Origin of the sequence: Vibrio sp. K4, from assembly GCF_051122595.1 — a bacterium.
In the GTDB taxonomy this organism is placed as follows: Bacteria; Pseudomonadota; Gammaproteobacteria; order Enterobacterales; family Vibrionaceae; genus Vibrio; species Vibrio owensii.
In genome coordinates, this window is the sequence record NZ_CP178577.1 from 1,820,135 (window position 1) to 1,846,814 (window position 26,680).

The window sequence follows — 26,680 nt, forward strand, 5'->3', positions numbered from 1 at the left end:
GAATTAAACTTATGCTTTATTTTATAACGCTTGATGCCTTACATTGAAAAAGAAATAGCCTTTCAATATGAGCTTTCAGGATGAAAAAAAATAAAGTTGTAACCACTGAAGATATCCTTCTAAAACTTTGCCAGTCGGTTTCTGGCGTACTTACTTCAGCAACCTCTTCTCAAGTTAACTACTCTGCCATGGTGCAAAAGATCAACAAAACCAGCCTCAAGCCGGATTTTGGTTGTTTTGTATTGTTTGATGGAGGCTTCACTGGCCTTGTTGTGATTAACTTTACAGCAAAAGCGGCCTTAGAGATTTACACCAACTACATGCGTAATATGGGCATGCCAGAGGAAGAGTTAGCGATCTCACACACTTCAGATGAAGTGGGCGATGTGCTTGGTGAGCTGATGAACCAATTGGTCGGCGACTTCACCAATAAGATTCGTAAAGAGCTTCAGACCAACATCACGCAGAACCAACCAAAAATGCTTTCACTGAACAAGCAAGTGATTCTGCAAGTTGATACCAATCTAGACCGTCCTCAAGCGCGCCGAGTCACCTTCTCTACAGAGAACAATAATATCTTCTACCTAGAACTTGCGATGGACAAGACCGAGTTTATCCAACTTGAAGAGTTTGAAGTGGCTGAGGATGAAAGCCCGGATGATATTTTAGAAGCCACTCGCAAAAGTATGGCTGACAAAAAAGCAGCAGAGTCAGCAAACTCAAAAAGTGATGCGGATGATCTGCTAGACCAGCTTGGTCTGTAATTTTGTCAAACAACGACCTTTCTCAAAGCCTCTTTCCATAAGGGGCTTTCTTTTTGCAGCACAGTTTTCCCTCTCCATCGTTATTCCGTTTTTCCATCAAAAAAGGTAATATATCCGACTTCCTAAATTTTCAGTTCCCGGTACTGGTCGTCGATGGATAAACAAAAAGCTCTGAAAAAAATCGCCAAGTGTTTAGAACTGGGCAACTCCGCCAACGTTAATGAAGCGGCGAACGCTATCAAGATGGCGCATCGTCTCATGCTGAAATATGGCTTGGATAAGGACGATATTGAGTTTATCAAGATGGGTAAGACTCAGTCTTCACATCTCTTGCCAGCAAGCATTAGCTCGACGATATTGCGCGTGATTCGCGGCATCAATACTAAGTTCGGTGTTGAGGCGGTTCTTCTGAACCATAAAGGGCTAAAACGAGTGGAGTTTATCGGTGAAGCAGACCGCGCGATTTTTGCGGCTTTTGCCTTTGATATTATCTATCGTGAGATGAACGAGAGCACCGGACAGTTCCGCAATAGTTTCGCGGGTTCAGGCACTTCTTCAATGGAAGTAACGCGTCGTGTTAACTCGTTCGTTTCTGGTTGGGTAGAAGGTGCGCTCGAAAAGCTACCTGTGATCTCACCAGACGAAGAGTCCGCAAACAAAATCAATAACTACATTGATAAAGAATTTAAAAACATCGACCGTGAGACGTTCAAGAAACAGCTCAAGGAAGCGATGAAGAACATTACTGCAGATTACGAAGTCGGCTTGAAAAAAGGCCGCAAAGTTTCCGTTAACCGAGGTGTTGGCGGAGAGCAGGCGAGAAAAATGTTGGATAACCCTTCTAAATAACTCTGGAACTGATTACAACATCGCCAACTATAAGAAAAAGCTTACAAAGCTTCTATCAATCTGACGTTCGCATAACAAATATCAATACCTTCTATTCCATAATTCACATCCCATTATGAGGCGCACTTGCGCCTCGGCTTATACGGAGATTTTCCCTTGAAAAAGATGTCTATTGCACTTGCGCTAGTGCTGGCTCTTACTGGCTGTCAAGCAACACAACGCCAAAACGCAACTACAGGTGAATACGAAACTAACTCAACTACGCAAGGTGCGCTTATCGGTGCGATTGCGGGTGCAGCAATTGGTCTTGCGACTGGTGACGACGCTAAAGAACGTCGTAAACACGCATTGATTGGTGCGGCGGCTGGTGGTGCTACAGGCGCTGGTGTTGGTTACTACTTCGACCAACAAGAAGCGGAACTGCGTCGTGCTCTATTAAACTCTGGCGTACAAGTTGAACGTGTTGGCGAAAACCAACTGCTTCTTCGCATGGAAAACGGCATTGGCTTCTCTTCAAGCTCTTACCAACTAGACGCAAGCATCCACAACACACTTCGTGGTGTGGCTCGTATCCTAGTTGAATACCCAGACACAAGCCTTGTGATCGATGGTTACACAGACAGCACAGGTAGCGATTCTTACAACCAAACGCTATCAGAGCGTCGTGCTGAATCAGTACGTCAGTACCTAGTATCACAAAACGTTGCACCAGGTCGCGCAATCGCACGTGGCTACGGTGAGCGTAACCCAATTTGCTCAAACCAAACTTCTGAAGGTCGTGCTTGCAACCGTCGTGTTGAAATCCAGATCTTGCCACTGAAGTAATTTGGTTGCACCATATCGGTAATAATAATGATTACCGGAGCAGGTCTAGCGTCGTTCGCTAGACCTGACATACCCAATGTCTTTCAGAACCACTGCCCTCACCTTTGCTTTAAGTGCCTGCCTTACGAGCACTGCATTTGCTTCTCAGAACCCGACACAACCTGAAGCCCAATTCGACCTTGCGCAACAACTGGCGTTGAAACCCAATCCAGAATCACCCACTGACGCACGTTATTGGCTAGAACAAGCAGCACATCAAGGTTACTTACCCGCTCAAAAACAATTAGCAGAAGATTACGCTCGTGGTTTAACTGGCAACACGGATTTCACCCAAGCGATTTATTGGTTCACTTCTGTTGCGTTAAACGATCCTACCGACCGTGGCTTTTTGTTGGCCGATTTTGTCCAACACCATCAAGCGGAAGTATCGAACTCTGATCTTGTCGAAGCTTGGTATCAACTGTCTGCACTTAAAAACCCTCAGGCAGAAGAAGCCTATAACCAGTTTTTGGAAGATCGCTTCAATCAACTCAGGGCCAAACAAGTTTCTGAGATTGTAGAGTTGGATAAGCAAGCCACTGACGAAGAACAGAAAGAGACCATTGAAATTCAACAAGCAAAGAAAGCTGAAAACTCCAACGTTTGGTATGCTTCTGGCGCTCTGGGCTTTGCTTTGCTTCTTGGTGGCGGAGCATTCGGTTACCGCAGGCATACACAAAAGACCAAAGCCACTGCAGCGAATGAAGTGTCACGCTCTCTGCAATTAGAGACACAAGTGAAAGAACTTCAATTTGCCAATAAACAACTTAAGCGCCAACTCGAAAAAGTATTTAAAGAGTTTAAGAAGATAAAAGGTCAATCTGAGAACCAAAAACTTCTCGTCGCTTGTGCAATGTTTGGCTATACCCCGCAAACCATTCCAGACAGTAAAGCAGTGAAGTTGCGCTACAGACAATTATCTAAACTCTACCATCCTGATTCTAGGGGAAGTGAAGAAGAGATGAAGCGTTTAAATCAGGCGTTTAAAACCATTTCACAAAATGTTACAAAAGAGTAAAACTTAGCCACACACCTTTATCTCGCGAGCTTTTCATCCTAGAAAATAAAGGCTCGCAATCGATCTCCCTCTCAAACAAATTAACAGACATTTAACTTGACCATCTTTTATATGCCATAATGCCAGGTGAAAAATAACACCTAGCGACTCAAATTTATGTAGGTGGGGAGAAAATCAATGTTCACTGAAGAAGGCACCTGTGACTGGTGTAAAAAACCTAGCTTTGTAACTCGTCATGATTACGTAGATGGTAAATACCATCGTTCATGCAGCTCTTGCTACGACATCGCGAAAATCGATGTCCGCCTATTCAACCAAGGCGAATTGCAAATGCGCGAGCGTTTGGAACAACGAGCAAGCTAAATAGAACAAATCAACGGAACTGATTTTCAAGGGCGCCTTATCACAAGGCGCTTTTTTGATCCTTCATTAGAACGTGAAGCCCTCACAACCAAAACACTCCGCAATCACATTCTCTAGTCCTCTGGTGGTTCTCACACTCTCAAATCGGCTATTAATTGACCTATTAAAAACAGTGTCACTTATTTCATAGTGATGTTGATGGTTTTCCCTGTCAGCGGGTCAAACCCACGATACATCTGGAGTATAGTTTTGTCGCTCAAACAAAAAATAGGTGACCATATGTACACAGATGAAGCGGAAGCAATTATTGCTCGCCAGCCTCCTGAAGCCGTTGCAACTGGCGAGTTGATGGTTTTGAAAAATACAATTAAAAGAAAAGTCTCTGGCCCTAACAAAAGTCGATTATTGCGATTAGCAAACTCCGACCTTGGCAGTTTATGCTCCCGCGCCAATTCAGGTAACATCGAACAAATTCGCACTATGTTTCAAACTATGGTTCAGCTTGTAAGGGCTGGCAACATCGGTCAATTTGAAACAGAAATCGCACGTGCAAAAACCGAATTCTAACCATTATTAAACATCGATCCTTGTATTTTCAGGCTGCGTATTCGCAGCCTGCTTTTTATCGTTGTCTGTAAAAACAAAGCGCTTTCTTGAACATTCTGTCTCTGCCTTTCTTGTTTTCTCTTCCTTTCTTCTTCCTCAAAAGCACTAACACTACTGCGTGCCATCACGAAAAAGCACTGTATAAACCGGTTAAAACCACTGTATAGCTAAGCCGAAATTACTGTATATACAGTAGTAACCACCTGTATATACAGCTCTGGAATGCAGGTGACCTCACATTTCATCATGTTTATAAAACATATCAAAAATCACACTTTATAATTTAATTTCAACAACTTATACGAAAATCAAGTCATAAGTACGGGAAAGTTTTTCAACTCAATTCATAAAAATCGGTTGATCAGGCATCAAAAACAAACTACTGTATACACATACAGCATGTATAAAGGAACAGTAAGATGCAGTTACAAACTCAATCTCATACATACTCTCGCTACAACGTATTGGCACAAGCAACACAACCTATGGATGTGTCGGACCAACTTCTTTCTAAGTTGGCAGTATTGTCTCAACAACAGCAATGGATTCTGTTTACCGCTGAGTGCCCTCGTCCTGATTTTGAGCAACTTGCTGCTTCCAACATTCGCTGTCAAAACATCGTTCAGATGAAGCCGTCTCAACAGCTTTCTGAAGTGGAAATCGTGATTAAAGCTATTCAGTCTGGTAACGCTAGCGCTGTCGTCGCATCGAACAAGATTGCCCTAATGAATCAATCAATGCTTCGCGATATTGCTCAACGTTATCAGTGTGAAGTCTTTTTCGTCGAAGGCAGAGTGAACAAGTACCACTAACAAGATCGACGTTATCCATCCTGCATCTCGCCTCCTTTTAAGGGGGCTTTTTTTGTGCTTTAACAAATTAAGGCAAACGTTTGCTTTTTCTCTGGCGAGTTAAAATAGTTCTGGTATGATGCCCTCATTCGATTTATTCAGCGTGCTCTTTTCGCTGGATATCTTCTCTTTATGACGTTTGATTAAGATGATAGGAATGTCGCAATGAGCCTTGCTAATCAAGTACTTGCCGTCAATGACGACCTGCCAATTCGCACCCACAAGCCTGTTCACAGCGGAAAAGTTCGCTCTGTTTACTGGTTAACTGAAGAAGACAGCGCACGACTGATCAAAGAAAAAGGATATGATGTCGCTCCTGATGCCCCGTTGGCCATCATGGTGATCAGTGACCGTATCTCTGCATTCGATTGTATCTGGCACGGCGAAGGTGGACTCAAAGGTGTTCCGGGTAAAGGCGCTGCACTCAACGCGATCTCTAACCACTGGTTCAAATTGTTCAAAGACAACGGCCTTGCTGATAGTCATATCTTGGACATCCCTCACCCATTTGTTTGGATTGTACAAAAAGCGAAGCCAGTTAAGATCGAAGCAATCTGCCGTAAGTACATCACAGGTTCTATGTGGCGTGCCTACGCAAATGGCGAGCGTGAATTCTGTGGCATTCAGCTTCCTGAAGGTCTTGAGAAAGATAAAGCGCTACCTGAATTACTAATGACACCTTCAACCAAAGGTATCTTGAAAGGCATTCCAGGCGTTCCTGAAGCGGATGATGTGAACATCACTCGCCAAAACATCGTGGACAACTATGAAGCTTTCAACTTCTCAAGTGCAGAAGACATTGCACAGTACGAAAAGCTATTGAAAGAAGGCTTTAACGTGATCAGCAATGCGCTTGAAGCCGTTGACCAAACGTTCGTAGATACAAAGTTTGAATTTGGTTACGTGCACGACGCTGCCGGTAACGAAAAGCTAATTTACATGGACGAAGTCGGTACGCCTGACTCGTCACGTATTTGGGATACGAAAGAATACCAAGCAGGTAACATCGTTGAGAACTCGAAAGAAGGTTTCCGTCAGTTCTTACTAAACCACTTCCCTGATCCTGATATTCTGCTTAACAAAGAACGCATGCCAGAGCGTGAAGCTCTTGCTCGTGATAACGACCTGCCAGTGGAATCCTTGATGGATATCTCTCACACGTATATCGGCATTGCAGAAAAAATCACAGGGCAACCAATCAAGTTGAGCGATAATCCGAAAGCAGAGATCATCGAAATCTTGAGCAAAGAATACGGTCTAATCGACTAAAGCCAGCCTCCGTACTGAGCTAATAGATTAACCAACAAGAAAGTCCGCTAAGTGCGGACTTTCTTATTTCAAGCGCGGCCGTCTAAACGTATTCGTTTACTGCCCTACTCGATATCGAGCGTCAGACCATCCGTTGTGGATGCCGACTTGGTTGTCACTTGATAGTCTTTGTCTTTAATGGTGGAAAGCATGTACCACGTTGATTGCGCTTTCTCTGGCGTAAAGGTCACACGCATGAAACCGCGTTGCTTAATGTCTGTCCATTGCAGTTCAGAAACTAAATTCGGTAGTGAATATTCCATCTGAGCAATCGCAACCGGCTCCAACGCTAAATATTCTTCCAAGCCCGGCGAACTGACCGAACTTGTCGCGAACTCAACGCCAATAGGATTGTTCGACACATCCTTCAACTCACTAGTCCATGCATTATGTGTATCGCCCGCCAAACACACAAAGTTGCCAGAGCTCGCTTTAGCAATTTCATAAACGCGCTCACGTTCGACGTAATAACCATCCCAAGCATCGAGGTTATACGGCAGCTTAATCGTGTCCGAACTTGGGTCAGCAAGATAACCGGCGATTGCATTGTTCACTGCCAATAATGCATCCATCTTCTGCTCATCGGTCGCGGTAAATAGTTGGAACATCGCTAACATTACCGAGCTCGGAAGCTCCATGCGTGACATCAGCACTTGCTGTCCTAGCACATTCCACTTTGCATTCTGGCTATTAAACGCATTCATCAACCACGCTAACTGCTCTGTACCAAGCAGTTCTCGTTCGGTACTGCGTGACTGAGCGACTAGGCTACCAATCGCTTCCATTGTTGGTGCGGTGAGAGAGAAATAATCCAAAGGTTGGTCGCGGCCTACCAATCGAGTGTCGAGCATCATTAGATTGATTAAGTCACCAAAAGCAAACTGACGATAAATCAACATGTTTGAGAAGGTGTTTTCTCGCACAGGGAGCCATTCAGTCCAAGCTGCTGCTGCCGCGGCGCGTCTGTCATTAAAGCTGCCTTCATTGTCTTGATGGTTTTCCGCTCCCTCTTTCCATGCATCATTAGCTAACTCGTGGTCATCCCACACTGCGATCATTGGTAACGCGGCATGTAAAGCTTGCAGATCTTCATCTTGGCGATATTGAGCATAGCGCTTTCGATAATCATCTAACGTAATACATTCTGTGCCTTTACTCGGCTCACGACCTAGCGCAGCTGCATCTTCGCTCGCATAACCACCAGCGCCGTATTCATAAATGTAATCACCGAGATGCAAAACCACATCGAACGCTTCCTTTTGATGCTGTACAAGAATCTCTTTGTAGGCGTTGAAATACCCCGCCGGATAATTTGCGCAAGACACGACTGCCATAGACGCTTTGGTCACGCTGCCTTCCGGTAAGGTCTGTGTCATACCAATGATGCTCGTATTCTCTCCCACCATGAATCGGTAGTAGTACTGGGAGCTTGGATTAAGGTTTTGCACATCGACCTTAACCGTAAAATCGCGACTGGTATCTGTGGTAAAAATGCCACTTTGCTCGATGCTAGAAAAGTCTTCAGTTGCAGACACCTGCCAAGAAACATCGACATAACTCGCCTGCGTAGTCACCCGTGTCCAGATGATCACTTGAGTTTGAGTTGGGTCACCACTGGCGACGCCATGCTCGAATGAGGCAGCAGTGGCGGTATTGTTATCATCACTCCCACAAGCAGTCAGCGTGGTAGCAACGGCTCCTGAAGAGACGACTTTTATAAAGTCTCTGCGAGACAATGACATAGTAACTTCCTTTGTTATTGTGTTTTTATCGATGCGCGTTTTCCTGCGCTGAGTAACGAGCCAATTTAGGCATTGGGGTCGTTTGGCTAATTACTCTAAAAAACATTAAGTTAGAAGCTAGTTATGACAATTGCATTTCTTGATGTTAATTTTTTGTTACTTTAAGTGTAAATACTCTATATTCATCACAGTTCCAACAAATTGAAAACCAATTTATAGAATTAACAGAACAAACATAAAAAAAGCGACCGTTGCTGGTCGCTTTTGTGTTTGGGGGAAATGTTCCTTGGGTGTTAGAGCTTCAAATTAAGCACATCTTGCTCTGCAGTTTCTACTTTTAGTTTACTTCGAGATTCAATGTACTCTATTTGTTTTGAGTCTAACGAATAAGGCATAACTACACGTAATTCATGGATCCCTTCATGTTTTGCTAGCTTCACCAACATCACTAGATTGGATTCATCGCTCTGACGAGAAGACATCGATTTTAAGGCTGCATCCCAAAGGCGATCCTCTGGTTGGCTTAACTCCGCGATGTTCTGTTTCCACATCAGGCCAAAAATGGGAGCGATGGTGGCGAATGCCTCCAAGAAGGTCCACTTCTTACTTCCTGTTGCCCCTAGGAAGCTTGTGTAGTCGAATTCAATGCATGTCTTTCCTTGTTGCTCCATCCTATGCCTCGACACTCTGAAATGAGATATACAAAATATCGTTCAATTATTTTGATATAGCAATAGGATATAAAACAATGGTCTTTTATGCCCTAATTTAACCTCAAAAGGAAATATTAAAACCAGCTTTGTAACAAATGATGTACAGCTTCGCCATATATAAGCATCCAATTGATTAATATTTTAAACGCCAAACTAAAACTAAGGGGCAACAAGGGATACAAGCAGATCGGCGTTATAAGTTAACCAACCTGATCCCAAGCCCAACACGCGTTTGTGAATGGTCGTAATCAATCAAGGTTTCACCATAGCCATGGTAGCCCTGAACATACAAACCTAAGATATCATTGAAGTACAAGGTGTACCCCAATTCTACGCCACCTTTATCATCGGCAAAGTTATAGAAGCCTCGGGTATTAAACACACCAGCACCAGTGTAGACCTTTGCCCACAGTTCATACGGGGCATAATAGTTTTCCATGTCATCATTTTCGGTGGTGACCACCCACCAAGCGTGCGCACCGTATTCAACAGGACCAGAAAAACGCTCTGCTGCGATATAAAGGCGATCCCAACTACGAGATAGCTTACTTGATTGGCCATTTGACTCATGCTTGTACCCCACTTCTAAGTGGTTGAACAGCAGCATGTTTGATTGATGTGCAAGAAACACTTGAGGTTTGTAATTGGTCTCTCTGAACGGAGAAGAAATGTCAGAGTTAGCAAGTTGCCAGAGAGACTTTTGCGTGTAAGACCCCATCAAGGCCGTACCGGAACTGAATCGGTAGAATGGGATAGAAGCCGAGATTTGAAACTTCACTTCAAACTGCTGAAGTGAGTCCATATCTGAACCGAGTTCGTTGTAGGCGTCTTGATTGATGTCTGTGGTATAGGTACCCAGAACGTAGTTGTCTTCGTATGTTGAGATGTGTGTGATGCTTTTGCCGTACGCTAGTACCGGACATAACAATAGTGGAATCGCTTTATACTTCATCGTTTTCCTTCACGCCGCTCAACCGGAGCGGCAAATTCATTCCTTATCACCTAATAATCAGGTCATAAACTGCAAGGGAAACGGATTAAAGCAATTATCGTTCCGGCTTATAAATATCCTTATTTTACATCAAGTACACGACTGGCTTTTTTGTACTGCACTTTCCAACCTGCCCAGCGTGGTAGCTCCCAACGTTTAGGGTCGCCTTTTCGGCTGCCTTCGGTGTAAATGACATGAACCAATTTACGAGACACAAAGTATTCCACATCGAGTTTCAGTTCCGCCAAGATCAACTTTAAAGGGAACTGCCCAGCAAAATCTTGATATTCCCAGTCTGGAATACCTTCGAATGGGATTTCATCAGCTTCAAACAGCTCGATATCTTCCACACTTTCTACGCCAAGCGTTTCCAGTTGCTCGACTAACCAAGTAGCGAAAGACAAACCGTCGAGTTCCGTTTTTTCAATAGGCTCAGGATTTAACCCAAGCGCGTTATAGATCTTCCAGTGCTGAATTTGCTGTTTTCTCAATGGAGCAAAACCCGGTAACAGCGTTTCGTCTTCAATCATCTCAACAATAGATTGGACGGCAACTTCGCCTTCAAGCGCTTGATATTCCGTACAAATGGTTCGTCCTGCATAGATCAAATGCATGGTCGCGCGTGGGGCTTCTTTCTCATAATTGGTTTCGCCTTGTTGCCACTCACCAAGCTCTAATTCTCGCAGCAGATTGAGGGAAACTGGCAGCATTACGGAGGCAAGATTGAGTGTCTGTTTTACACCTCGTCCGGGTACGCTGTGGCTATCTAGCACCAAAGCTGCTTCACTTTTTTCCGGAAAACGGCTATTGCGCCCAACCATCATTTCCATCAAACCATTGCCTAGCGCGTCACGACGTCGTTCTCGGCGAACAAATATAAGCTCTGGATGTAACGTGGCAATGGCTTTGGTCAATTCATCACGTTTGTATCGCGATGCGACTTCAAGATCCGGCAGTTCAAACACTTCTCGCATTTGTTTTGCTAACCCTTGCGCTTCTTCAAGCACACTCGCGTCAAGGTTAATGCCGGGAAGTTGCTCCCCTCGCACCAAGCGAATCATCAACGAGGCATCACAGCCAAATGGTTCTTCTTGAGCTAATGCTTCGGCAGACTCACCGCCTTGCAATTGATACAACTGAGCGGGCACAGAAAGCGCTGCCGCTAAATCGATCATTGCTTCTCTTTCTGATTTGGTTTGGATACGAGTCACTAAGTCTGCAAATAAGGCATCAATTGGTAGAGGGTAAACTTTTTTACCGTGCTCGGTGATGTCACCTTGCTCGTCTATCGCTCCCATCCCCTGCAAGATTTGGAGTGCTGAGTTAAGTGACTTTTCAGGTACAGAATCGAGGAAGGAAAGTTCGGAAAGCCTGTATCCACAACAAGCCGCAGCGAGCATTGGTTCTACGAGTTCTTCGCGATGCAATTCAGGTGGCGTCACCAGTTCCAACGGTGCATGCTCACCAAACAAGCGAATACACGCCCCTTCAGCAACACGACCTGCTCGACCCATTCGCTGCGCCGCGCTGGCTTTAGAGATGTTGGTTAACGTGAGTGCTGTGCGTCCATTTCGTTGCACGGTTCTGCGTTCCAAACCACTATCGATGACCACGCGGATGTTTGGAATGGTCAAAGAGGTCTCTGCAACGTTGGTTGCCAACACTACTTTACGTTGCTTTTGCACCGTTAACGCACGATGGCGCTCTTCATCACTCACCGATGCATGCAGCTTCACGACCATCACATCATCAATACTTTGCAGCATTTGTGCACATTGAGTGATCTCTTTTCGACCCGGTAAGAAAACGAGAATGTCGCCCTCTTCGTCTTCGAGTGCTTCTTTTACTGTGCGCACAACATCATTCTCACAACCTTTCTTGTTCGGCAAATAACGGCTGTCCATCGAGCGATGAATCACGGTGACAGGAAAGCAACGCCCTTCAGAACGCAGGCGCTTGGCATCCAGATAGCTCGCCAGTTTTTCGCCTTCTAAAGTGGCTGATGTGACAATCAAACGGTGCTGTTTTTCTTGCTTTAAAATCGCGGTAAGGAGATCAATGTCCCAGCGGCGTTCATGAAATTCGTCCACCATCACGATATCGAAGCTAGCCAGTTTGTCTTCCGCGAACCATCGCAGCGCAACACCGGGCGTCACGAACACGACTTTAGTCTTTTCATCATAGTGAGCGTGAAGCTTGATCGCGTAACCAATCTGCTTACCTAAAGGTTGACCAGATTGCTCGGCAAGAAATTCAGCTAACGAGGTACAAGCGATTCGGCGTGGCTCAATCACCAATACTCGACCGTGATTAGCAGCCCAAAGTGGCAATCGCGTGGATTTACCTGAACCAGTTTCGGCCTCAACCACCAAATGATGGTGATTCACGAGTTGGTCAAATTCCGCTTGTAAGCTATCGATAGGTAATTGAGACATAAAAGATAAGAACGTGATAATGGATTGCGAGGCATTATACCTGAGTGAGAAATTCCTGCTTTAGGAATCGTTTCTGGCCATTTAATGACAGTATTATTGTTTCAGTGACGATATTTTCGTCGGGAATTGGATTTTTTTGCGACATTACGTTGATGTGCATCAACGAATGTTTACAACTAAATAGTGAACCCGTTAGAATTTTGCACGCATCCTTCAACCCTACATTTAAGGCACCCAATGAACAACGACAAGCGCCCACTCTATATCCCATATGCGGGTCCGGCTCTTTTAGCTACCCCTCTTTTGAACAAGGGCAGTGCGTTCTCCGGAGAAGAACGTAGTTCATTCAACTTGGAAGGTCTTCTACCAGAGACGACTGAAACCATCCAAGAGCAAGTAGAGCGTGCGTACCAACAGTACAAAAGCTTTGAAAGTGACATGGACAAGCACATTTACCTGCGCAACATCCAAGACACGAACGAAACGCTATTCTACCGCCTAGTTCAAAACCACATTTCTGAGATGATGCCTATCATCTACACACCAACCGTTGGTGCAGCGTGTGAGAACTTCTCAAACATCTATCGTCGTGGCCGTGGTCTGTTCATCTCTTACCCGAACCGTGACCGTATCGATGACCTGCTAAACAACGCAGCAAACCACAACGTTAAAGTAATAGTAGTCACTGATGGCGAACGTATCTTGGGCTTGGGTGACCAAGGTATCGGCGGCATGGGTATTCCAATCGGTAAGCTTTCTCTGTACACAGCGTGTGGCGGTATCAGCCCAGCTTACACACTACCAATCGTACTTGACGTGGGTACCAACAACCCGCAACGTCTTGCAGACCCGATGTACATGGGTTGGCGTCACCCTCGTATCACTGGTCCTGATTACGATGCGTTTGTTGAAGAGTTTATCCAAGCAGTACAACGCCGTTGGCCAGATGCCCTGATCCAGTTCGAAGACTTTGCACAGAAAAACGCAATGCCACTTCTAGAGCGCTACAAAGATCGCATCTGTTGTTTCAACGATGACATTCAAGGTACAGCGGCGGTAACCGTAGGTTCTCTACTTGCAGCATGTAAAGCGGCAGGTACTAAGCTGTCTGATCAACGCATTACTTTCTTGGGTGCTGGTTCTGCTGGTTGTGGTATTGCTGAAGCGATCATCGCGCAAATGGTATCGGAAGGAATCTCTGATAAGAAAGCACGTTCGCAAGTTTACATGGTTGACCGTTGGGGTCTGTTGCAAGAAGGCATGCCTAACCTTCTTGATTTCCAACAGCGCTTGGTTCAGAAGTTCGACAACACGAAGAAGTGGGAAAATGAAGGAAATGGCTTCTCACTTCTTGATGTGATGCACAATGCGAAACCAACCGTGCTAATTGGTGTATCTGGTGCCCCTGGTCTCTTCAGTGAAGAAGTGATCAAAGAGATGCACAAGCACTGCGCGCGTCCGATTGTATTCCCGCTTTCGAACCCAACAAGCCGCGTAGAAGCAACACCAAATGACATCATTCGTTGGACAAACGGTGAAGCGTTAGTTGCAACAGGCAGCCCATTTGAGCCAGTGGTTCATGAAGGCAACACTTACCCTATCGCGCAATGTAACAACAGCTACATCTTCCCTGGTATTGGTTTAGGTGTACTTGCGGTAAAGGCGAAGCGCGTAACAGACGAAATGTTGATGGAATCAAGCCGCGCATTGGCGACATGCTCACCATTAGCGATCAACGGCAACGGTGCTTTGCTTCCACCACTAGAAGAAATTCATTTGGTATCGAAGAAGATTGCATTCGCTGTTGCGAAGAAAGCGATTGAGCAAGGTGTCGCGCTAGAAATCACCGATGAAGCGCTAAATGACGCGATTGACCAAGCATTCTGGCAACCGGTTTACCGTCGTTACAAACGCACAGCATTCTAAGCTTTAAGACGTTTTGTATAATTATTAGCCCTCGCACTCCGAGGGCTTTTGTTTTTTATGCTCTTTTTTCTCATCCTAACCATATTTTGGCATAAATGGGCTTCTCTCTTTTCATTTCTATCAGATATGATGAGGGATACACATTGAAATAAGGACATCGAACGTTTTGCTGTTTTCTCGCATAAAGTCAAAGTGGAAGCTCAAGTTCTCATGGAAGCGTCTGGCTTTGGTTTTGTCGATCTCTTTACTCGGCCTTTTCGTCACAATTATTGCTATTGACCGTTGGGTAGTGCTTCAAGCACAAGAAGAAATCTTTACCGACTACGAGCAAGTGCCTAAGCATGAAGTCGCGGTCGTTCTCGGCACCAGTAAATACATTGGGAAGATCCTCAATACTTACTACACCCACAGAATCAACGCCGCTATCGAACTGTACAAACAAGGAAAAGTGAAGCAGTTTTTGTTGAGTGGAGACAACGCACATCGCTCTTACAATGAACCGTGGACGATGAAACGTGATCTACTCAAAGCAGGAGTGCCAGAAGAAGTCATTCATCTGGACTATGCGGGATTCCGAACTCTGGACTCCATCGTTCGTGCTAAAAAGATATTCGCCTCTGAGCGTTTCTTGATTGTCACTCAACGATTCCATTGTGAACGCGCGCTGTTTATTGCTGACGCTTACAATATTGATGCGCAGTGTTTAGCCGTAGCTGGACCAACGGCAAGTAAGCAGAAGATCAACATGCGAACACGTGAACTTATGGCTCGTGTGAAAGCGTTTTTGGACTTGTACATCATGAATACGCAACCGCGTTTCCTTGGTCCTCAAGAGCCAATCGTTGCGGTGGAAGATACGGTGGAAGAAAAACAAGAAATCATCGAAAACGAACGTAACATTCCGGTTCATTAAGTCGACCAAAGTGTTGCTGCTTTCAACATTCTCGCTCTGCATTACACACCGGTAACAATTCATTAAAAGTAAATGGGTAGCTTTCTACCCATTTACAATTCCCAACCTCACACTTTCTTATTCTGCCGTCGATTCAGGCAAAACACCCTTTCGCATCCGAAGTAACATTTAATCAATAAATAACTACAAGTCAGTTACTTTGCCATAAAAAACCAACACTAAGGCAATGCAAAAGGAGCACAACCCATGACCGCACTCGCTGTGACATTGAAGAATTGGTTCTTCACACGCAACAGCATGATATTGACGTCTAATGTCCTGCTGTTCGCTATTTTGTTCAACACCCTACCGTTTGAGCCTCAAGTCGTAACCGGCTTATGTATTTTGATTTTCGTTGCCGTACTTTGGTTAACGGAAGCCATTCACGTAAGCATCACTGCCCTGCTAATCCCGTTACTTGCGGTATTTTTGGGCGTATTCAATACCCAAGCAGCACTAAACAACTTCTCTAACTCGATCATTTTCTTGTTCTTGGGTGGTTTCGCATTAGCTGCAGCTCTACACAAGCAAAAGCTTGACCAAGCGATTGCCGACAAAGTATTACTGATTGCGCGCGGTAAGATGTCTGTCGCGGTCTTCATGTTGTTTGGTGTGAGCGCTGGCCTATCAATGTGGATCTCAAACACCGCAACGACAGCGATGATGTTGCCATTGGTTCTAGGCGTTATGAGCAAACTAGACGCGAAGAAGAGTCACAGCACTTACCTGTTCGTGCTACTTGGTATCGCTTACAGTGCGTCTATTGGCGGTATCGCAACGCTAGTAGGTAGCCCACCGAATGCTATCGCAGCTGCAGAAGTCGGTTTGAACTTTACAGAGTGGATGGAGCTGGGTTTACCAATTTCTTTGATTCTCATGCCTATCGCGATCTTGGTGCTTTACACCATGACAAAGCCAGATTTAAGCCACACGTTCGAACTTGACCACCAGCCAGTTGAGTGGACAAACGGCAAGAAGATCACCTTAGCGATTTTCCTATTAACAGTGACATTCTGGATTTTCAGCAAACCAATCAACGCGATGCTTGGCGGTTTTGCGAAGTTCGATACGCTGGTTGCAATTGGTGCGATTCTATTACTTGGTGCATCTCGCGCAGTAGAGTGGAAAGACATTGAAAAGACAACTGACTGGGGTGTTTTGATCCTGTTTGGTGGCGGTATCTGTCTAAGTAACGTACTAAAAGCAACGGGCACAAGTGTCTTCTTGGCTAACGGTCTAGCTGGTTTCCTTGAGCAAGCTGGTGTCCTACTCACGATTCTATCTGTGGTTGCGTTTGTTGTTTTCCTAACCGAGTTTGCAAGTAACACAGCAAGTGCGGCGTTATTGGTGCCAGTATTTGCCACCATTGCAGAAGCGCTTGGTCTATCGCCAGTCATTCTATCAGCACTGATTGCTGTAGCAGCATCTTGTGCCTTCATGCTGCCAGTAGCAACGCCACCGAACGCGATTGTATTTGCGACGGGTCATATCAAACAGAAAGAGATGATGCGAATCGGTATGGTACTGAACGTTGCATGTATCGGCGCGCTGACTCTATTCGCTTGGTTGTTCTGGTAAACATTGCTCAAATAAAAAAGAGCTGCGCCCAAACGCAGCTCTCTTATCAAAACTAGCACTACAACTGCTGTTCTCGGTAATCAAATTGAATACCTAACTACTACCCCCTAGTCATGTTCAGCAGTTTCCCTTTTGGTGGTCGGTCGGCCACCTTTTTTCTTTTCCACGCCAATGGTGAGCGCGGCACTTAGGAAGCTTGAGTTATGAAGCTTAGGTTATGAAACCTTAGTTATGAAGTCTTAGTTATGAAGCAATATCCGACTTCTTTTGCATACCGTAATTCACTTCTATTCGGTTTCGGCCGTTACGCTTAGCCAAATACAAGACTTCATCTGCACGAGCCATCGTCTCAGAGACTCGTTCGTTTTGCATTTGGGCGACACCAATACTGCACGTTAGCGATTCACCATGAACCCAGAGGTGTTTTTCAACGTTCTGGCGCACGACTTCAGCTTTCTTCACGGCTTGCTCAATATCGGTGTTTGGGCAGAACACGACGAACTCTTCCCCACCCCAACGAACCAAACGATCATCTGGTTGGATAGAGCTAGCGATCACCATGACAAACTCCCGCAGAATATCGTCACCCATCTGATGACCGTACTTGTCGTTTACTCGTTTGAATTTATCCAAGTCCATGTAAAGGATAGAGAAGGAATCGTGCCCCCAACGAACTTGTCGAGCCTGTTGCTCCAACCAGTTCTGTACCGCATGTCGGTTCATTGCTCCAGTTAGCGCATCGCGATGTGCCAGTTCTGCAAATTCATAGTTCTGGGCACGCAGTGTACTGTTCACTTTTTCTAAATGGCGATGACGCTTGCGTGCTTTGTTATACGCGATTTTGTTTTTGCGCATTTCATGCAGTGAGAAAGCCAAGCCAAGTGCCATCCAAGAGAACAACAGCGCAAACAAGAGTGTGGATTGCTGAACATACGCACCTTCAAACTCAATTTTATCGATAACGATCTTATGTTTACCGAGTGCCGCACCCGCGCCGGTAGCCAAATCAATGCGAGTAATATTGGCAAACTCAGGCGCAGAGTGCTCAATCGCAACATCGTTGTCATTCAGCCACCACGTCATTACTTGGAGGTTTTCAATTGGGATCTCGATAACTTCGCTAAAGTCTGAAGGCGAAAACTGCATGCCATTGTATTTGATGGTGTATTCATCATTCGGATCTGAATAGGCCGAATTGAAGTTACGCAGGTACAAGCGCAAGTTTTTGCTTGGACTTTGTCCCTCTCCCGCCGTTTCATAACGAATTTTAAGACGAACGGTATGGTAACTAGAAAGATCCAAACCTTTAGTCGCTTGCTTCACATCGGTGTAAACGGAGATACCGCAATAAGGCCACGCGTACTTACTTTCTTTTAGGTCACAGTTAAGAACCAAACTGTGGTTTTGATAAGTAATATCAGATTCACTCAGACCACCAGCAATGGCATCGCTTGTGACATGAATATTAAATTGATCAGGCGTGACTTCTAGCTTACGGGTATCACCAAGCAAACTGTATAACGCCACTAAACTGATGGTGCATATCGATAATGCAAAAATTAATCTGTGTATCCACTTCATCGTGACTAACCTAGTTACTGACTATCGTTCTGTTTATATTAAGCAAATGTACTGAAAGTTATTTCACATTTCAAATAAAGTTATTTATCAAGTTAAAAAGTGATTTTTGACTCACATTCTCACTCTCGATACATATTACTCATTTAAGAAGCGTGATCTTGCTTCAGGTATGTAGGATTTTTCCCACTTGAGCGTTTGTGCGAAGCATCTCACGTCAATCAACGTCACCTTGATTAAAAAGGCACCAAAGAGAACACAAAACCACAGACTTGTTTGCTTACCTCTGCATATCGAGACCGCTTCGGTATATACTGTGCAAAAACACAATAATGAGTAATGTCATGTCAATAATTGCTACAGGCACGCTAAACAAAATGCGTGCTTCTCTGGATGGTGCAGTAAGCTATCGTCTACCTGTGGGTGACGAAGAAGTGGATTTGAGCCCATTTCTTGGTAAAACCCTCACCCTAACTCACACTGGCAACATCTACTGTTGTTCTTGCGGTAAGAAAACCAAGAAGAGCTACTCTCAAGGCCACTGCTTTGTGTGTATGAAGAAGTTGGCGAGTTGCGACATGTGCATCATGAAGCCAGAAACTTGTCACTACGAACAAGGCACCTGTCGCGAGCCGCAATGGGGGGAAGAGAACTGCATGGTGGACCACTTCGTTTACCTATCTAACACGTCAAGTTTGAAAGTGGGCATCACGCGTCATACTCAAATTCCAACCCGTTGGATAGACCAAGGTGCGACACAAGGTCTGCCTATCTTCAAAGTAAAGACTCGTCATATCTCTGGCTTGATTGAAATCGAATTAGCGAAACACATTGCTGATAAGACAAACTGGCGAACGCTTCTGAAAGGCGACGGCGACCCAATTGAACTGCAAGATCGCTTCGTAGAACTGCTGCCATTAGTAGAAGACAAAATCGCTGAAATTAAACAACAGTATGGTGATGACGCAATTGAAGTGTTAAGTGAAAACATCACCTCTCTAAGCTACCCAGTTCAACAGCATCCGACTAAAATCACCTCACACAACTTCGATAAAAACCCAGTTGTAACGGGTACATTGCAAGGCATTAAAGGCCAATACCTGATCTTTGATACTGGCGTAATCAACGTGCGTAAGTTCACCTCTTATGAAGTTGAAGTGAGCGAATAAGTTCTCGGTTAATTGAACAAAAGAAACGAAAAAGCTCGAGCACCTGGCTCGAGCTTTTAGTTTGTGGAATCGTCGATTCTTAGGCGTCGAGGATGTTTTCCAACACATCAAACAACATATCGATTTCTGCCGTCGTGTTGTAATGCATACAACCGATGCGCACCACGCCACCCGACTCTTCTAGGCCTAATTGACGAACGAGTCCTAGTGCATAGAAGTGCCCATTCCAGACGCAGATATTGTGCTCGCCCAAAGTCTTCGCGATGAACTCTGGAGCGTATTTATCAAAAGTCAGCGCAAAAGTTGGCGTTCTCAGTTGGTTACTTTCGTTGTTAATACCAAACAAATTCACGCCGTCCAACGCCCCTAAACGCTGCAAGAAATGCTCACTCAATTGCTGCTCATGTTGGCTGTATAACGAATAGCTTTGCTCTAAACGCTGACGAAGTGATGCATCTTCATCACCAAACTGGGCTAGGTATTCAACCGCAGCAGTGACGCCTGCCAAGCCTTCAAAGCTCTGCGTTCCGGTTTCGAAACGTCCCGGTCCAATGTTGGTTGCAGGTTCAACTTTGTAGGGCTTAACACTGTGCAACCACTGGTCTGCTACGTACGCAATTCCTACATGTGGTCCAAAAAACTTGTACGCAGAACATGCCAAGAAATCACATCCTAATGCTTGCACATCGACTAAATGGTGTGGCGCATAATGCACGGCATCCACATAAACTTGAGCGCCGATACTGTGTGCCATTTTGACCACTTGGTGCATATCAACAATCGAGCCGGTAGTGTTCGATGCGTAAGTCACCGCCACTAAACGCGTTTTCTCATTCAACAAGCTCTGAAGATGCGCTAGATCCAGCGTGCAATCTTCTTCATTAATTCTGACTTGTTGAACTACCACGCCTTTGTCTTCTGCTGCTTGTTGCCAACTCGACACGTTAGAGTAATGGTCTAGGGCTGAAACAATGATCTCATCGCCCTCTTTCCAATCTCGACTAATAGCGCGACTTAGCTGGAATGTCAGCGAGGTCATATTCGCGCCAAACATAATATTGCCCGAGGAAGGTGCGTTAAGCAGAGCTTGTGCCGATTCGCGAGCCGATTGCATTACATCAACCGTCGCTTGGCTTGAGAAATAATGTCCGCCGAGGTTCGAATTGAATCGTCCAAGGTAGCTCACCATGCTATCGAGTACCGACTGTGGCACTTGTGAACCACCGGGTCCATCAAAAAAGGTCACTGGGCGTTCATTGTGGTATTGCGCCAGTGCGGGAAATTGTTCTCGGATCTGATTAAGATTGAAGTTCATTTCGTTTGTCCGTCGCTGTCAGTACAAATACATCCATATGACCTTCTTGGTCATTAATCACTGAGCGAATTGGCACCGCGTTGTGCCACAGTTTGCTGTCTGCCAGCATTGCCACTTCGCCATTTTCCAATACTTTGCGGAAAAAAGGCGCTTGGTTGTGGCTGCTGTAAAGCATGATGTCGCCACCCATGATGTTGTGACGCCCTACGCCTACTAGCGCGATGTGGTCAAAACCATCTTGGTGTACCCCTTCCGGTGCAACTTGGGTTTCATCGTAAATCGCGGTGATTCGAATTTGATGGATCTCGATTTCCTGACCGTCTGGTAAGTGGTTTGCGTTAACGAACAACTCACACATTTCACGGAAACCTTCACTGGAAAGAATCCCTTTTTCAATCGGCTCAAACTGGCGAATCACATCACCTTGGAAACGGTTGATATCAGAAGATTGTACAAAGCTGTTCTTGTTTAAATCGACCACCTGACCGTTTTCAAACCCAACTACAGAGTAACGACGAAGACGATATTGGCCGTCGGCGTGTTCCGTACGAGGTAGGCCTTCGAAGGAAGGAGAAAGTTGCTCAATCGCTGCCATGCTGAGCTGAGTTAAATGTAGGGTGTTCTCTCGTGAATGTAACATCATTGGCTCCTTTAATGAGGCACATTTAGCTTGTTTTAATTAACATTTAATTTACATTCTAGGATACGCAAATATTCTGCAATTACCAGAATTTGACGTTGATAGCTTCAACAAAAAAGAAAAAACGACACTTAGCACTGCAATTAATATCAACAGCAGTTTAAACATTCAGAACGGAGCTTGCGCAGTATTTGAAACTAGAACTCTCTACTATAAACAGAATTTTATTCTAGTCTGGAACGCCTCTCCATAAACATCAGCAAGTTCTAACCTATAACCAATAATTCGATCCGCTCCTTTCGTTTATGCTTTTAAAGCACTAAGAATTTCCATACAATCGGGAGAAATGTTCAGCCCTCTATGGAGCCATAATGAGCGACGTAAAACACTGTAAATTATTAATTCTTGGTTCTGGCCCAGCAGGTTACACCGCAGCAGTATACGCAGCGCGTGCTAACTTAAACCCTGTGCTAGTAACGGGAATGCAGCAAGGTGGTCAGCTAACGACCACAACTGAAGTAGAAAACTGGCCTGGTGATGCAGAAGGTCTTACTGGCCCAGGTTTGATGGAACGCATGAAAGAACACGCAGAACGATTCGAAACAGAAATCGTGTTCGATCACATCAACGAAGTGGATCTGTCTCAACGTCCATTCCGTCTGAAAGGTGACTCTGGTGAGTACACTTGTGATGCGTTGATCATCTCTACTGGTGCATCAGCGAAATACCTAGGTCTTGAATCTGAAGAAGCATTTAAAGGTCGCGGCGTTTCAGCTTGTGCAACTTGTGATGGCTTCTTCTACCGCAATCAGAAAGTGGCGGTTGTGGGCGGCGGTAACACTGCTGTTGAAGAAGCGCTTTACCTATCAAACATTGCATCAGAAGTGCACCTGATCCACCGTCGCGATTCATTCCGCGCTGAGAAGATCCTTGTAAAACGCCTGATGGATAAAGTTGAAAGCGGTAATATCGTTCTTCACACTGACCGTACACTAGATGAAGTGCTAGGCGACGACATGGGTGTAACGGGTGTTCGCATTAAAGACGTGAACAGCGGTGCAACTGAAGATATCGATGTAATGGGTGCATTCATCGCAATCGGTCACCAACCAAACACGCAAATCTTCGAAGGCCAAGTCGATATGAAAGATGGTTACATCCTCGTTCAATCCGGCCTTGAAGGTAACGCGACGCAAACAAGCATCGAAGGTGTGTTTGCAGCAGGCGACGTGATGGATCATAACTACCGTCAAGCAATCACCTCTGCAGGTACTGGCTGTATGGCAGCTTTAGATGCAGAACGCTTCTTAGACGCACTTACTGACAAATAACTTTTCACATTTGTGTCATATCCTTAAAGCCCAGCGGTATTCCCGCTGGGTTTTCTTTTGTATACTACCGCCTCATTAAAACAATTATCATTAAGCCTTCACGATGGATAAGAAAAAGCAAAGCAGCTTGAATAAGTGGCTTAAGCAACAAAGTAAGTTGGCCAAGCGCTGGCTGATGGTTGCGATAGGCCTAGGCGTACTATCAAGCGTGTTTTTATTGGCTCAAGCAGCCCTGCTCGCCTCCATTCTCCACCAACTCATTATTGAACAAGTCGACAAATCCGAACTCGTTTGGTACTTCGTCGGACTTGGTGTCACCGTTATCGGTCGCGCAGCTTGTACTTGGGGACGCGAAATCGCTGGATATCGTTGCGGTGAACAGATCCGCGTTTACATCCGCCAACTGATTCTCGATAAAGTTCACCAACTTGGTCCTGCTTATATCAAAGGCAAGCCAGCTGGTAGCTGGGCAACGTTGATTTTAGAGCAAGTAGAAGACATGCAAGACTTCTTCTCGCGCTACCTTCCGCAAATGTCGTTGTCTGTTTTGGTGCCTTTCATCATCCTAGTGGTGGTTTTCCCAATTAACTGGGCAGCGGGTTTAATTTTCCTGATTACTGCACCATTGGTTCCAATGTTTATGGCATTGGTGGGTATGAAAGCCGCTGACGCAAACCGTAAGAACTTCAAAGCGCTGCAACGTTTATCTGGTCACTTCTATGACCGTTTGCAAGCAATGACAACCATCCGTTTGTTCGACCGTACTCAATCAGAAACCGAGACATTAAAAGGTGCATCTGAAGTTTTCCGTACTCGCACAATGGATGTATTGAAGATTGCATTCCTATCTTCAGCGGTTCTTGAGTTCTTCACTTCTATCTCAATTGCGATTACGGCAGTTTACTTTGGCTTTAGCTATATCGGAGAGCTCAACTTCGGTTACTACGGCACAGGTGTAACACTGTTCGCAGGCCTGTTTATTCTGATCCTTGCGCCTGAGTTTTATCAGCCATTGCGTGACCTTGGTACCTTCTACCATGCCAAGCAACAAGCCGTTGGCGCAGCAGAAAGCATTGTTGAATTTCTAGAGCTAGATGTAGACCAAGTAAAAGACGGCAACAAGGCTGTAGAGCAAAACGCAGCGATTCATATCGAAGCTCAAGACCTTGTTATCTTCAGCCCCGAAGGTAAACAACTTGCTGGGCCCTTATCCTTCTCGCTAGAAGCGAATCAAAGCACCGCACTGGTTGGCCCAAGTGGTGCAGGTAAAACCAGCTTAGTAAATACCATCCTTGGTTTTATGCCATACAAAGGCAGCTTAAAGATTAACGGCTGTGAACTTTCCGAGTTGGATTTGGCGACATGGCGCGAAACCATCAGCTGGATTGGTCAAAACCCAATGCTTTTGCACGGCAGTATTCGTGACAACGTCACCCTAGGTAAGCAAGATATTCAAGACCAGCAAGTCAACTCTGTACTGAGTGACTCCCACGCTGCAGAATTTGTTGAAATGCACGGTCTGGATTACCAAATCTCTGATCGCTCTGGCGGTTTGTCTGTTGGTCAGGCACAGCGTCTTGCTCTTGCTCGTGCGATGTTACAAAACGGCCGTTTCTGGCTACTTGATGAACCAACTGCAAGTTTGGATGCTCGAAGCGAGAAATTGGTTATGGAAGGCATCGGTAAATACACCGAATCCACCACTAACTTGATGATCACCCACCAACTCGCGCCGCTGCAGAATGTCTCCCAGATTCTGGTTATGCAAGAGGGTCAAATCGTTCAACGTGGTGATTACGCAACGTTGGCATCGCAAGATGGTTTGTTTAAAGAAATGTTGGCTGCCAACCTAGCTCAACGTGAATCAGACAAGGGGAACTTAGATGCGTGATTTACTCCCTTATCTAAAACTGTATAAAAAGCATTGGTTTGGTTTGTCGCTCGGTATGCTTCTGGCTTTTCTGACGCTGGCTGCTTCTATTGGCCTACTCACCTTATCCGGTTGGTTTATCTCTGCGGCTGCCGTCGCGGGTTTGACCATTGCTCGTGAAACCTTCAACTACATGCTTCCGGGCGCTGGCGTTCGTGGCGCTGCGATGGCGCGTACTGCGGGCCGTTGGGGCGAGCGTGTAGTTAGCCATAATGCAACATTCAAACTACTGACGGATCTGCGTATCTTCTTCTTCAAGAAGCTTGCACCGCTGATCCCTGGTCGCGTTTCGACTCTGCGTGATGCGGATCTGCTAAACCGCCTAGTGGCAGACGTAGACGCGATGGATCACGTGTACTTGCGTCTTGTCAGCCCTGTGATTGTTGGCATCTTCGGCATCTTGTCATTAACCGCAGTACTTGCCTTCTTTGACTGGCACCTTGCGCTACTGCTTGGCGGTATCCTAACGGTAATGCTGTTGGTGTGGCCGGTATTGTTCTACAAACTGGGCAAACATAACGGCGAACACCTGACTCAAAACAAAGCACAACTGCGCGTAGCAACACTGGACTGGCTACAAGGTTACAGCGAACTGAGTCTGTTTGGTGCAGAAGAGCGTTACCGTAACGTGATTCTAGAAAAGCAAAAACAGCTGCTATCCAACCAGTTTGTTAACGCAAACCTCACTGGTATGGCATCTGGCTTGTTGATGCTCGCTAACGGCTTAACCCTTGTCGCAATGCTTTGGTTTGCTGCGGATGGTGTTGGCGGTCGTGCACCAGATCCTTGGATTGCACTGTTCGCGTTTGCAACCATGGCAAGCTTTGAAATTCTGATGCCAATTGCTGGTGCCTTCCAATACCTAGGTCAAACATTGACGTCCGCGCGTCGATTGAACGAAATCACCTTAGCGGAGCCAGACGTTGTTTTCCCAGAAACATCGAAGCGTGAAGGTGATAAACCGTTAAATATTGAGTTCGACAAGGTTGATTTCACCTACCCTGACGGTCAACAAAAAGTGCTGAAAGACCTGACACTGTCACTGCCTCTGGGCTCAAAAACGGCGATTGTTGGCCAAACCGGTTCAGGTAAATCGACGCTTATTCAATTGCTTTGTCGCTACTGGGATGTAAACCAAGGTCAAGTGAGCATTGGTGGTGCGCCTCTGCAAGATTGGAGCGAATCCGATTTGCGCGCTGCGATCACAGTAGTTAGTCAACGTGTGGATGTGCTTAATGGCACACTGCGTGACAACCTATTGCTTGCGGCTCCAGAAGCAACGGATGAACAGTTGGCTGATATTCTGACTAAAGTAGACTTGGCGAATCTGTTAGACGAACCAGGACTGGATGCTTGGCTAGGTGACGGCGGTCGTCAACTGTCTGGTGGTGAGAAGCGTCGCATCGGTATTGCTCGCGCGCTATTGCGTGACGCTCCTATTCTGCTGCTTGATGAACCAACTGAAGGTCTAGACAAGCGTACTGAGCAAACAGTGATGGAACTGTTCAAGCAACACTTCACCAATAAGACGGTCGTATTCATTACTCACCGTTTGATTGAGCTGGAAAGCATGGACAACATCTGTTTGATGGAACAAGGCGAGATCATCGAACAAGGTAGCCACCAAGCACTGCTTGCAGAAAAAGGTCGTTACCACCAGCTGTTACAATCTCTGTAATACTGGGATTCAAATAGACAAAGGGCTCATCCATTGATGAGCCCTTTTCTTTTGCTCTCGCTGTTCCCATAACAAGTGC

General features: G+C 45.5%; 22 protein-coding genes. 15 read left to right on the forward strand and 7 right to left on the reverse strand.

Annotated elements, in window-relative coordinates; translation table 11 throughout:
* The first annotated feature begins 80 nt into the window (after positions 1-80).
* The 8 genes from ACLIIY_RS08215 (at position 81) to ACLIIY_RS08250 (ending at position 6,584) form a co-directional block, all read left to right on the forward strand.
* On the forward strand, positions 81-764 hold the full coding sequence (locus tag ACLIIY_RS08215; RefSeq protein WP_418106002.1) for a DUF3334 family protein: 684 nt from the start codon (positions 81-83) through the stop codon (positions 762-764).
* A 153-nt stretch (positions 765-917) separates the two neighbouring features.
* Positions 918-1,613 carry a DUF2786 domain-containing protein gene (locus ACLIIY_RS08220; RefSeq protein WP_005443269.1) on the forward strand — a complete coding sequence of 232 codons (696 nt, stop codon included), beginning with the start codon at positions 918-920 and terminating at the stop codon, positions 1,611-1,613.
* Positions 1,614-1,778: 165 nt separating this feature from the next.
* Positions 1,779-2,438 (forward strand): OmpA family protein, encoded by a 660-nt coding sequence (locus ACLIIY_RS08225; protein ID WP_005443271.1) that lies wholly within the window; start codon positions 1,779-1,781, stop codon positions 2,436-2,438.
* Positions 2,439-2,514: 76 nt separating this feature from the next.
* Complete coding sequence (locus ACLIIY_RS08230) at positions 2,515-3,495, forward strand: J domain-containing protein (RefSeq protein WP_009705863.1); 981 nt, start codon at positions 2,515-2,517, stop codon at positions 3,493-3,495.
* A 177-nt stretch (positions 3,496-3,672) separates the two neighbouring features.
* The gene (locus tag ACLIIY_RS08235) at positions 3,673-3,858 is read left to right on the forward strand and encodes a hypothetical protein (protein ID WP_009705862.1); all 186 of its coding nucleotides are present in this window, start codon (positions 3,673-3,675) and stop codon (positions 3,856-3,858) included.
* Between the two features lie 279 nt (positions 3,859-4,137).
* Positions 4,138-4,425, forward strand: coding sequence for a hypothetical protein (locus tag ACLIIY_RS08240; RefSeq protein ID WP_434528504.1), 288 nt, complete (start codon positions 4,138-4,140; stop codon positions 4,423-4,425).
* Positions 4,426-4,883: 458 nt separating this feature from the next.
* Positions 4,884-5,276: a SulA-like leucine-rich domain-containing protein gene (locus ACLIIY_RS08245; RefSeq protein WP_434528505.1), complete on the forward strand. Its 393-nt coding sequence runs from the start codon at positions 4,884-4,886 to the stop codon at positions 5,274-5,276.
* 204 nt (positions 5,277-5,480) lie between these two features.
* Positions 5,481-6,584, forward strand: a complete 1,104-nt coding sequence (locus ACLIIY_RS08250; protein WP_434528506.1) for a phosphoribosylaminoimidazolesuccinocarboxamide synthase — start codon at positions 5,481-5,483, stop codon at positions 6,582-6,584.
* A 104-nt stretch (positions 6,585-6,688) separates the two neighbouring features.
* On the opposite strand, the gene ACLIIY_RS08255 is transcribed toward ACLIIY_RS08250, so the two are convergent.
* The 4 genes from ACLIIY_RS08255 to ACLIIY_RS08270 all read right to left on the reverse strand — a co-directional run bounded on the left by ACLIIY_RS08255 (position 6,689) and on the right by ACLIIY_RS08270 (position 12,504).
* Positions 6,689-8,365, reverse strand: a complete 1,677-nt coding sequence (locus tag ACLIIY_RS08255) for an alkaline phosphatase D family protein (protein ID WP_434528507.1) — start codon at positions 8,363-8,365, stop codon at positions 6,689-6,691.
* Positions 8,366-8,658: 293 nt separating this feature from the next.
* Positions 8,659-9,036, reverse strand: a complete 378-nt coding sequence (locus ACLIIY_RS08260) for a hypothetical protein (protein WP_005443279.1) — start codon at positions 9,034-9,036, stop codon at positions 8,659-8,661.
* Between the two features lie 235 nt (positions 9,037-9,271).
* On the reverse strand, positions 9,272-10,030 hold the full coding sequence (locus ACLIIY_RS08265) for a phospholipase A (protein WP_005443280.1): 759 nt from the start codon (positions 10,028-10,030) through the stop codon (positions 9,272-9,274).
* A 119-nt stretch (positions 10,031-10,149) separates the two neighbouring features.
* Positions 10,150-12,504 (reverse strand): helicase-related protein, encoded by a 2,355-nt coding sequence (locus ACLIIY_RS08270; RefSeq protein ID WP_434528508.1) that lies wholly within the window; start codon positions 12,502-12,504, stop codon positions 10,150-10,152.
* 237 nt (positions 12,505-12,741) lie between these two features.
* Here ACLIIY_RS08270 and ACLIIY_RS08275 point away from each other — a divergent pair, with 237 nt between their 5' ends.
* The 3 genes from ACLIIY_RS08275 to ACLIIY_RS08285 all read left to right on the forward strand — a co-directional run bounded on the left by ACLIIY_RS08275 (position 12,742) and on the right by ACLIIY_RS08285 (position 16,960).
* A complete protein-coding gene (locus ACLIIY_RS08275) occupies positions 12,742-14,430 on the forward strand; it encodes an NAD-dependent malic enzyme (protein WP_434528509.1) in 1,689 nt (562 codons plus the stop codon).
* Between the two features lie 166 nt (positions 14,431-14,596).
* Complete coding sequence (locus ACLIIY_RS08280) at positions 14,597-15,343, forward strand: SanA/YdcF family protein (RefSeq protein ID WP_005443283.1); 747 nt, start codon at positions 14,597-14,599, stop codon at positions 15,341-15,343.
* Between the two features lie 246 nt (positions 15,344-15,589).
* Positions 15,590-16,960, forward strand: a complete 1,371-nt coding sequence (locus ACLIIY_RS08285) for an SLC13 family permease (RefSeq protein WP_005443284.1) — start codon at positions 15,590-15,592, stop codon at positions 16,958-16,960.
* 243 nt (positions 16,961-17,203) lie between these two features.
* On the opposite strand, the gene ACLIIY_RS08290 is transcribed toward ACLIIY_RS08285, so the two are convergent.
* Entirely contained in the window at positions 17,204-18,541 is a 1,338-nt protein-coding gene (locus tag ACLIIY_RS08290) for a GGDEF domain-containing protein (RefSeq protein ID WP_005443285.1), read from the reverse strand.
* 341 nt (positions 18,542-18,882) lie between these two features.
* Here ACLIIY_RS08290 and ACLIIY_RS08295 point away from each other — a divergent pair, with 341 nt between their 5' ends.
* Complete coding sequence (locus ACLIIY_RS08295; RefSeq protein ID WP_434528510.1) at positions 18,883-19,707, forward strand: DUF2797 domain-containing protein; 825 nt, start codon at positions 18,883-18,885, stop codon at positions 19,705-19,707.
* Between the two features lie 79 nt (positions 19,708-19,786).
* On the opposite strand, the gene ACLIIY_RS08300 is transcribed toward ACLIIY_RS08295, so the two are convergent.
* Positions 19,787-21,022, reverse strand: a complete 1,236-nt coding sequence (locus ACLIIY_RS08300; RefSeq protein ID WP_434528511.1) for a cysteine desulfurase-like protein — start codon at positions 21,020-21,022, stop codon at positions 19,787-19,789.
* Positions 21,006-21,662: a 2OG-Fe dioxygenase family protein gene (locus ACLIIY_RS08305; RefSeq protein ID WP_009705852.1), complete on the reverse strand. Its 657-nt coding sequence runs from the start codon at positions 21,660-21,662 to the stop codon at positions 21,006-21,008. The genes ACLIIY_RS08300 and ACLIIY_RS08305 overlap by 17 nt, the downstream gene beginning before the upstream one ends.
* 371 nt (positions 21,663-22,033) lie before the next feature.
* Between ACLIIY_RS08305 and trxB the strand changes: the two genes are divergently transcribed.
* The 3 genes from trxB (at position 22,034) to cydC (ending at position 26,601) form a co-directional block, all read left to right on the forward strand.
* Entirely contained in the window at positions 22,034-22,993 is a 960-nt protein-coding gene (trxB, locus tag ACLIIY_RS08310) for a thioredoxin-disulfide reductase (RefSeq protein ID WP_009705851.1), read from the forward strand.
* Positions 22,994-23,096: 103 nt separating this feature from the next.
* Positions 23,097-24,884 (forward strand): heme ABC transporter permease/ATP-binding protein CydD, encoded by a 1,788-nt coding sequence (gene cydD, locus ACLIIY_RS08315; RefSeq protein ID WP_434528512.1) that lies wholly within the window; start codon positions 23,097-23,099, stop codon positions 24,882-24,884.
* Entirely contained in the window at positions 24,877-26,601 is a 1,725-nt protein-coding gene (gene cydC, locus ACLIIY_RS08320; protein ID WP_038895754.1) for a heme ABC transporter ATP-binding protein/permease CydC, read from the forward strand. Before cydD ends, cydC begins: the two co-directional genes overlap by 8 nt.
* The last annotated feature ends 79 nt before the right edge of the window (positions 26,602-26,680 follow it).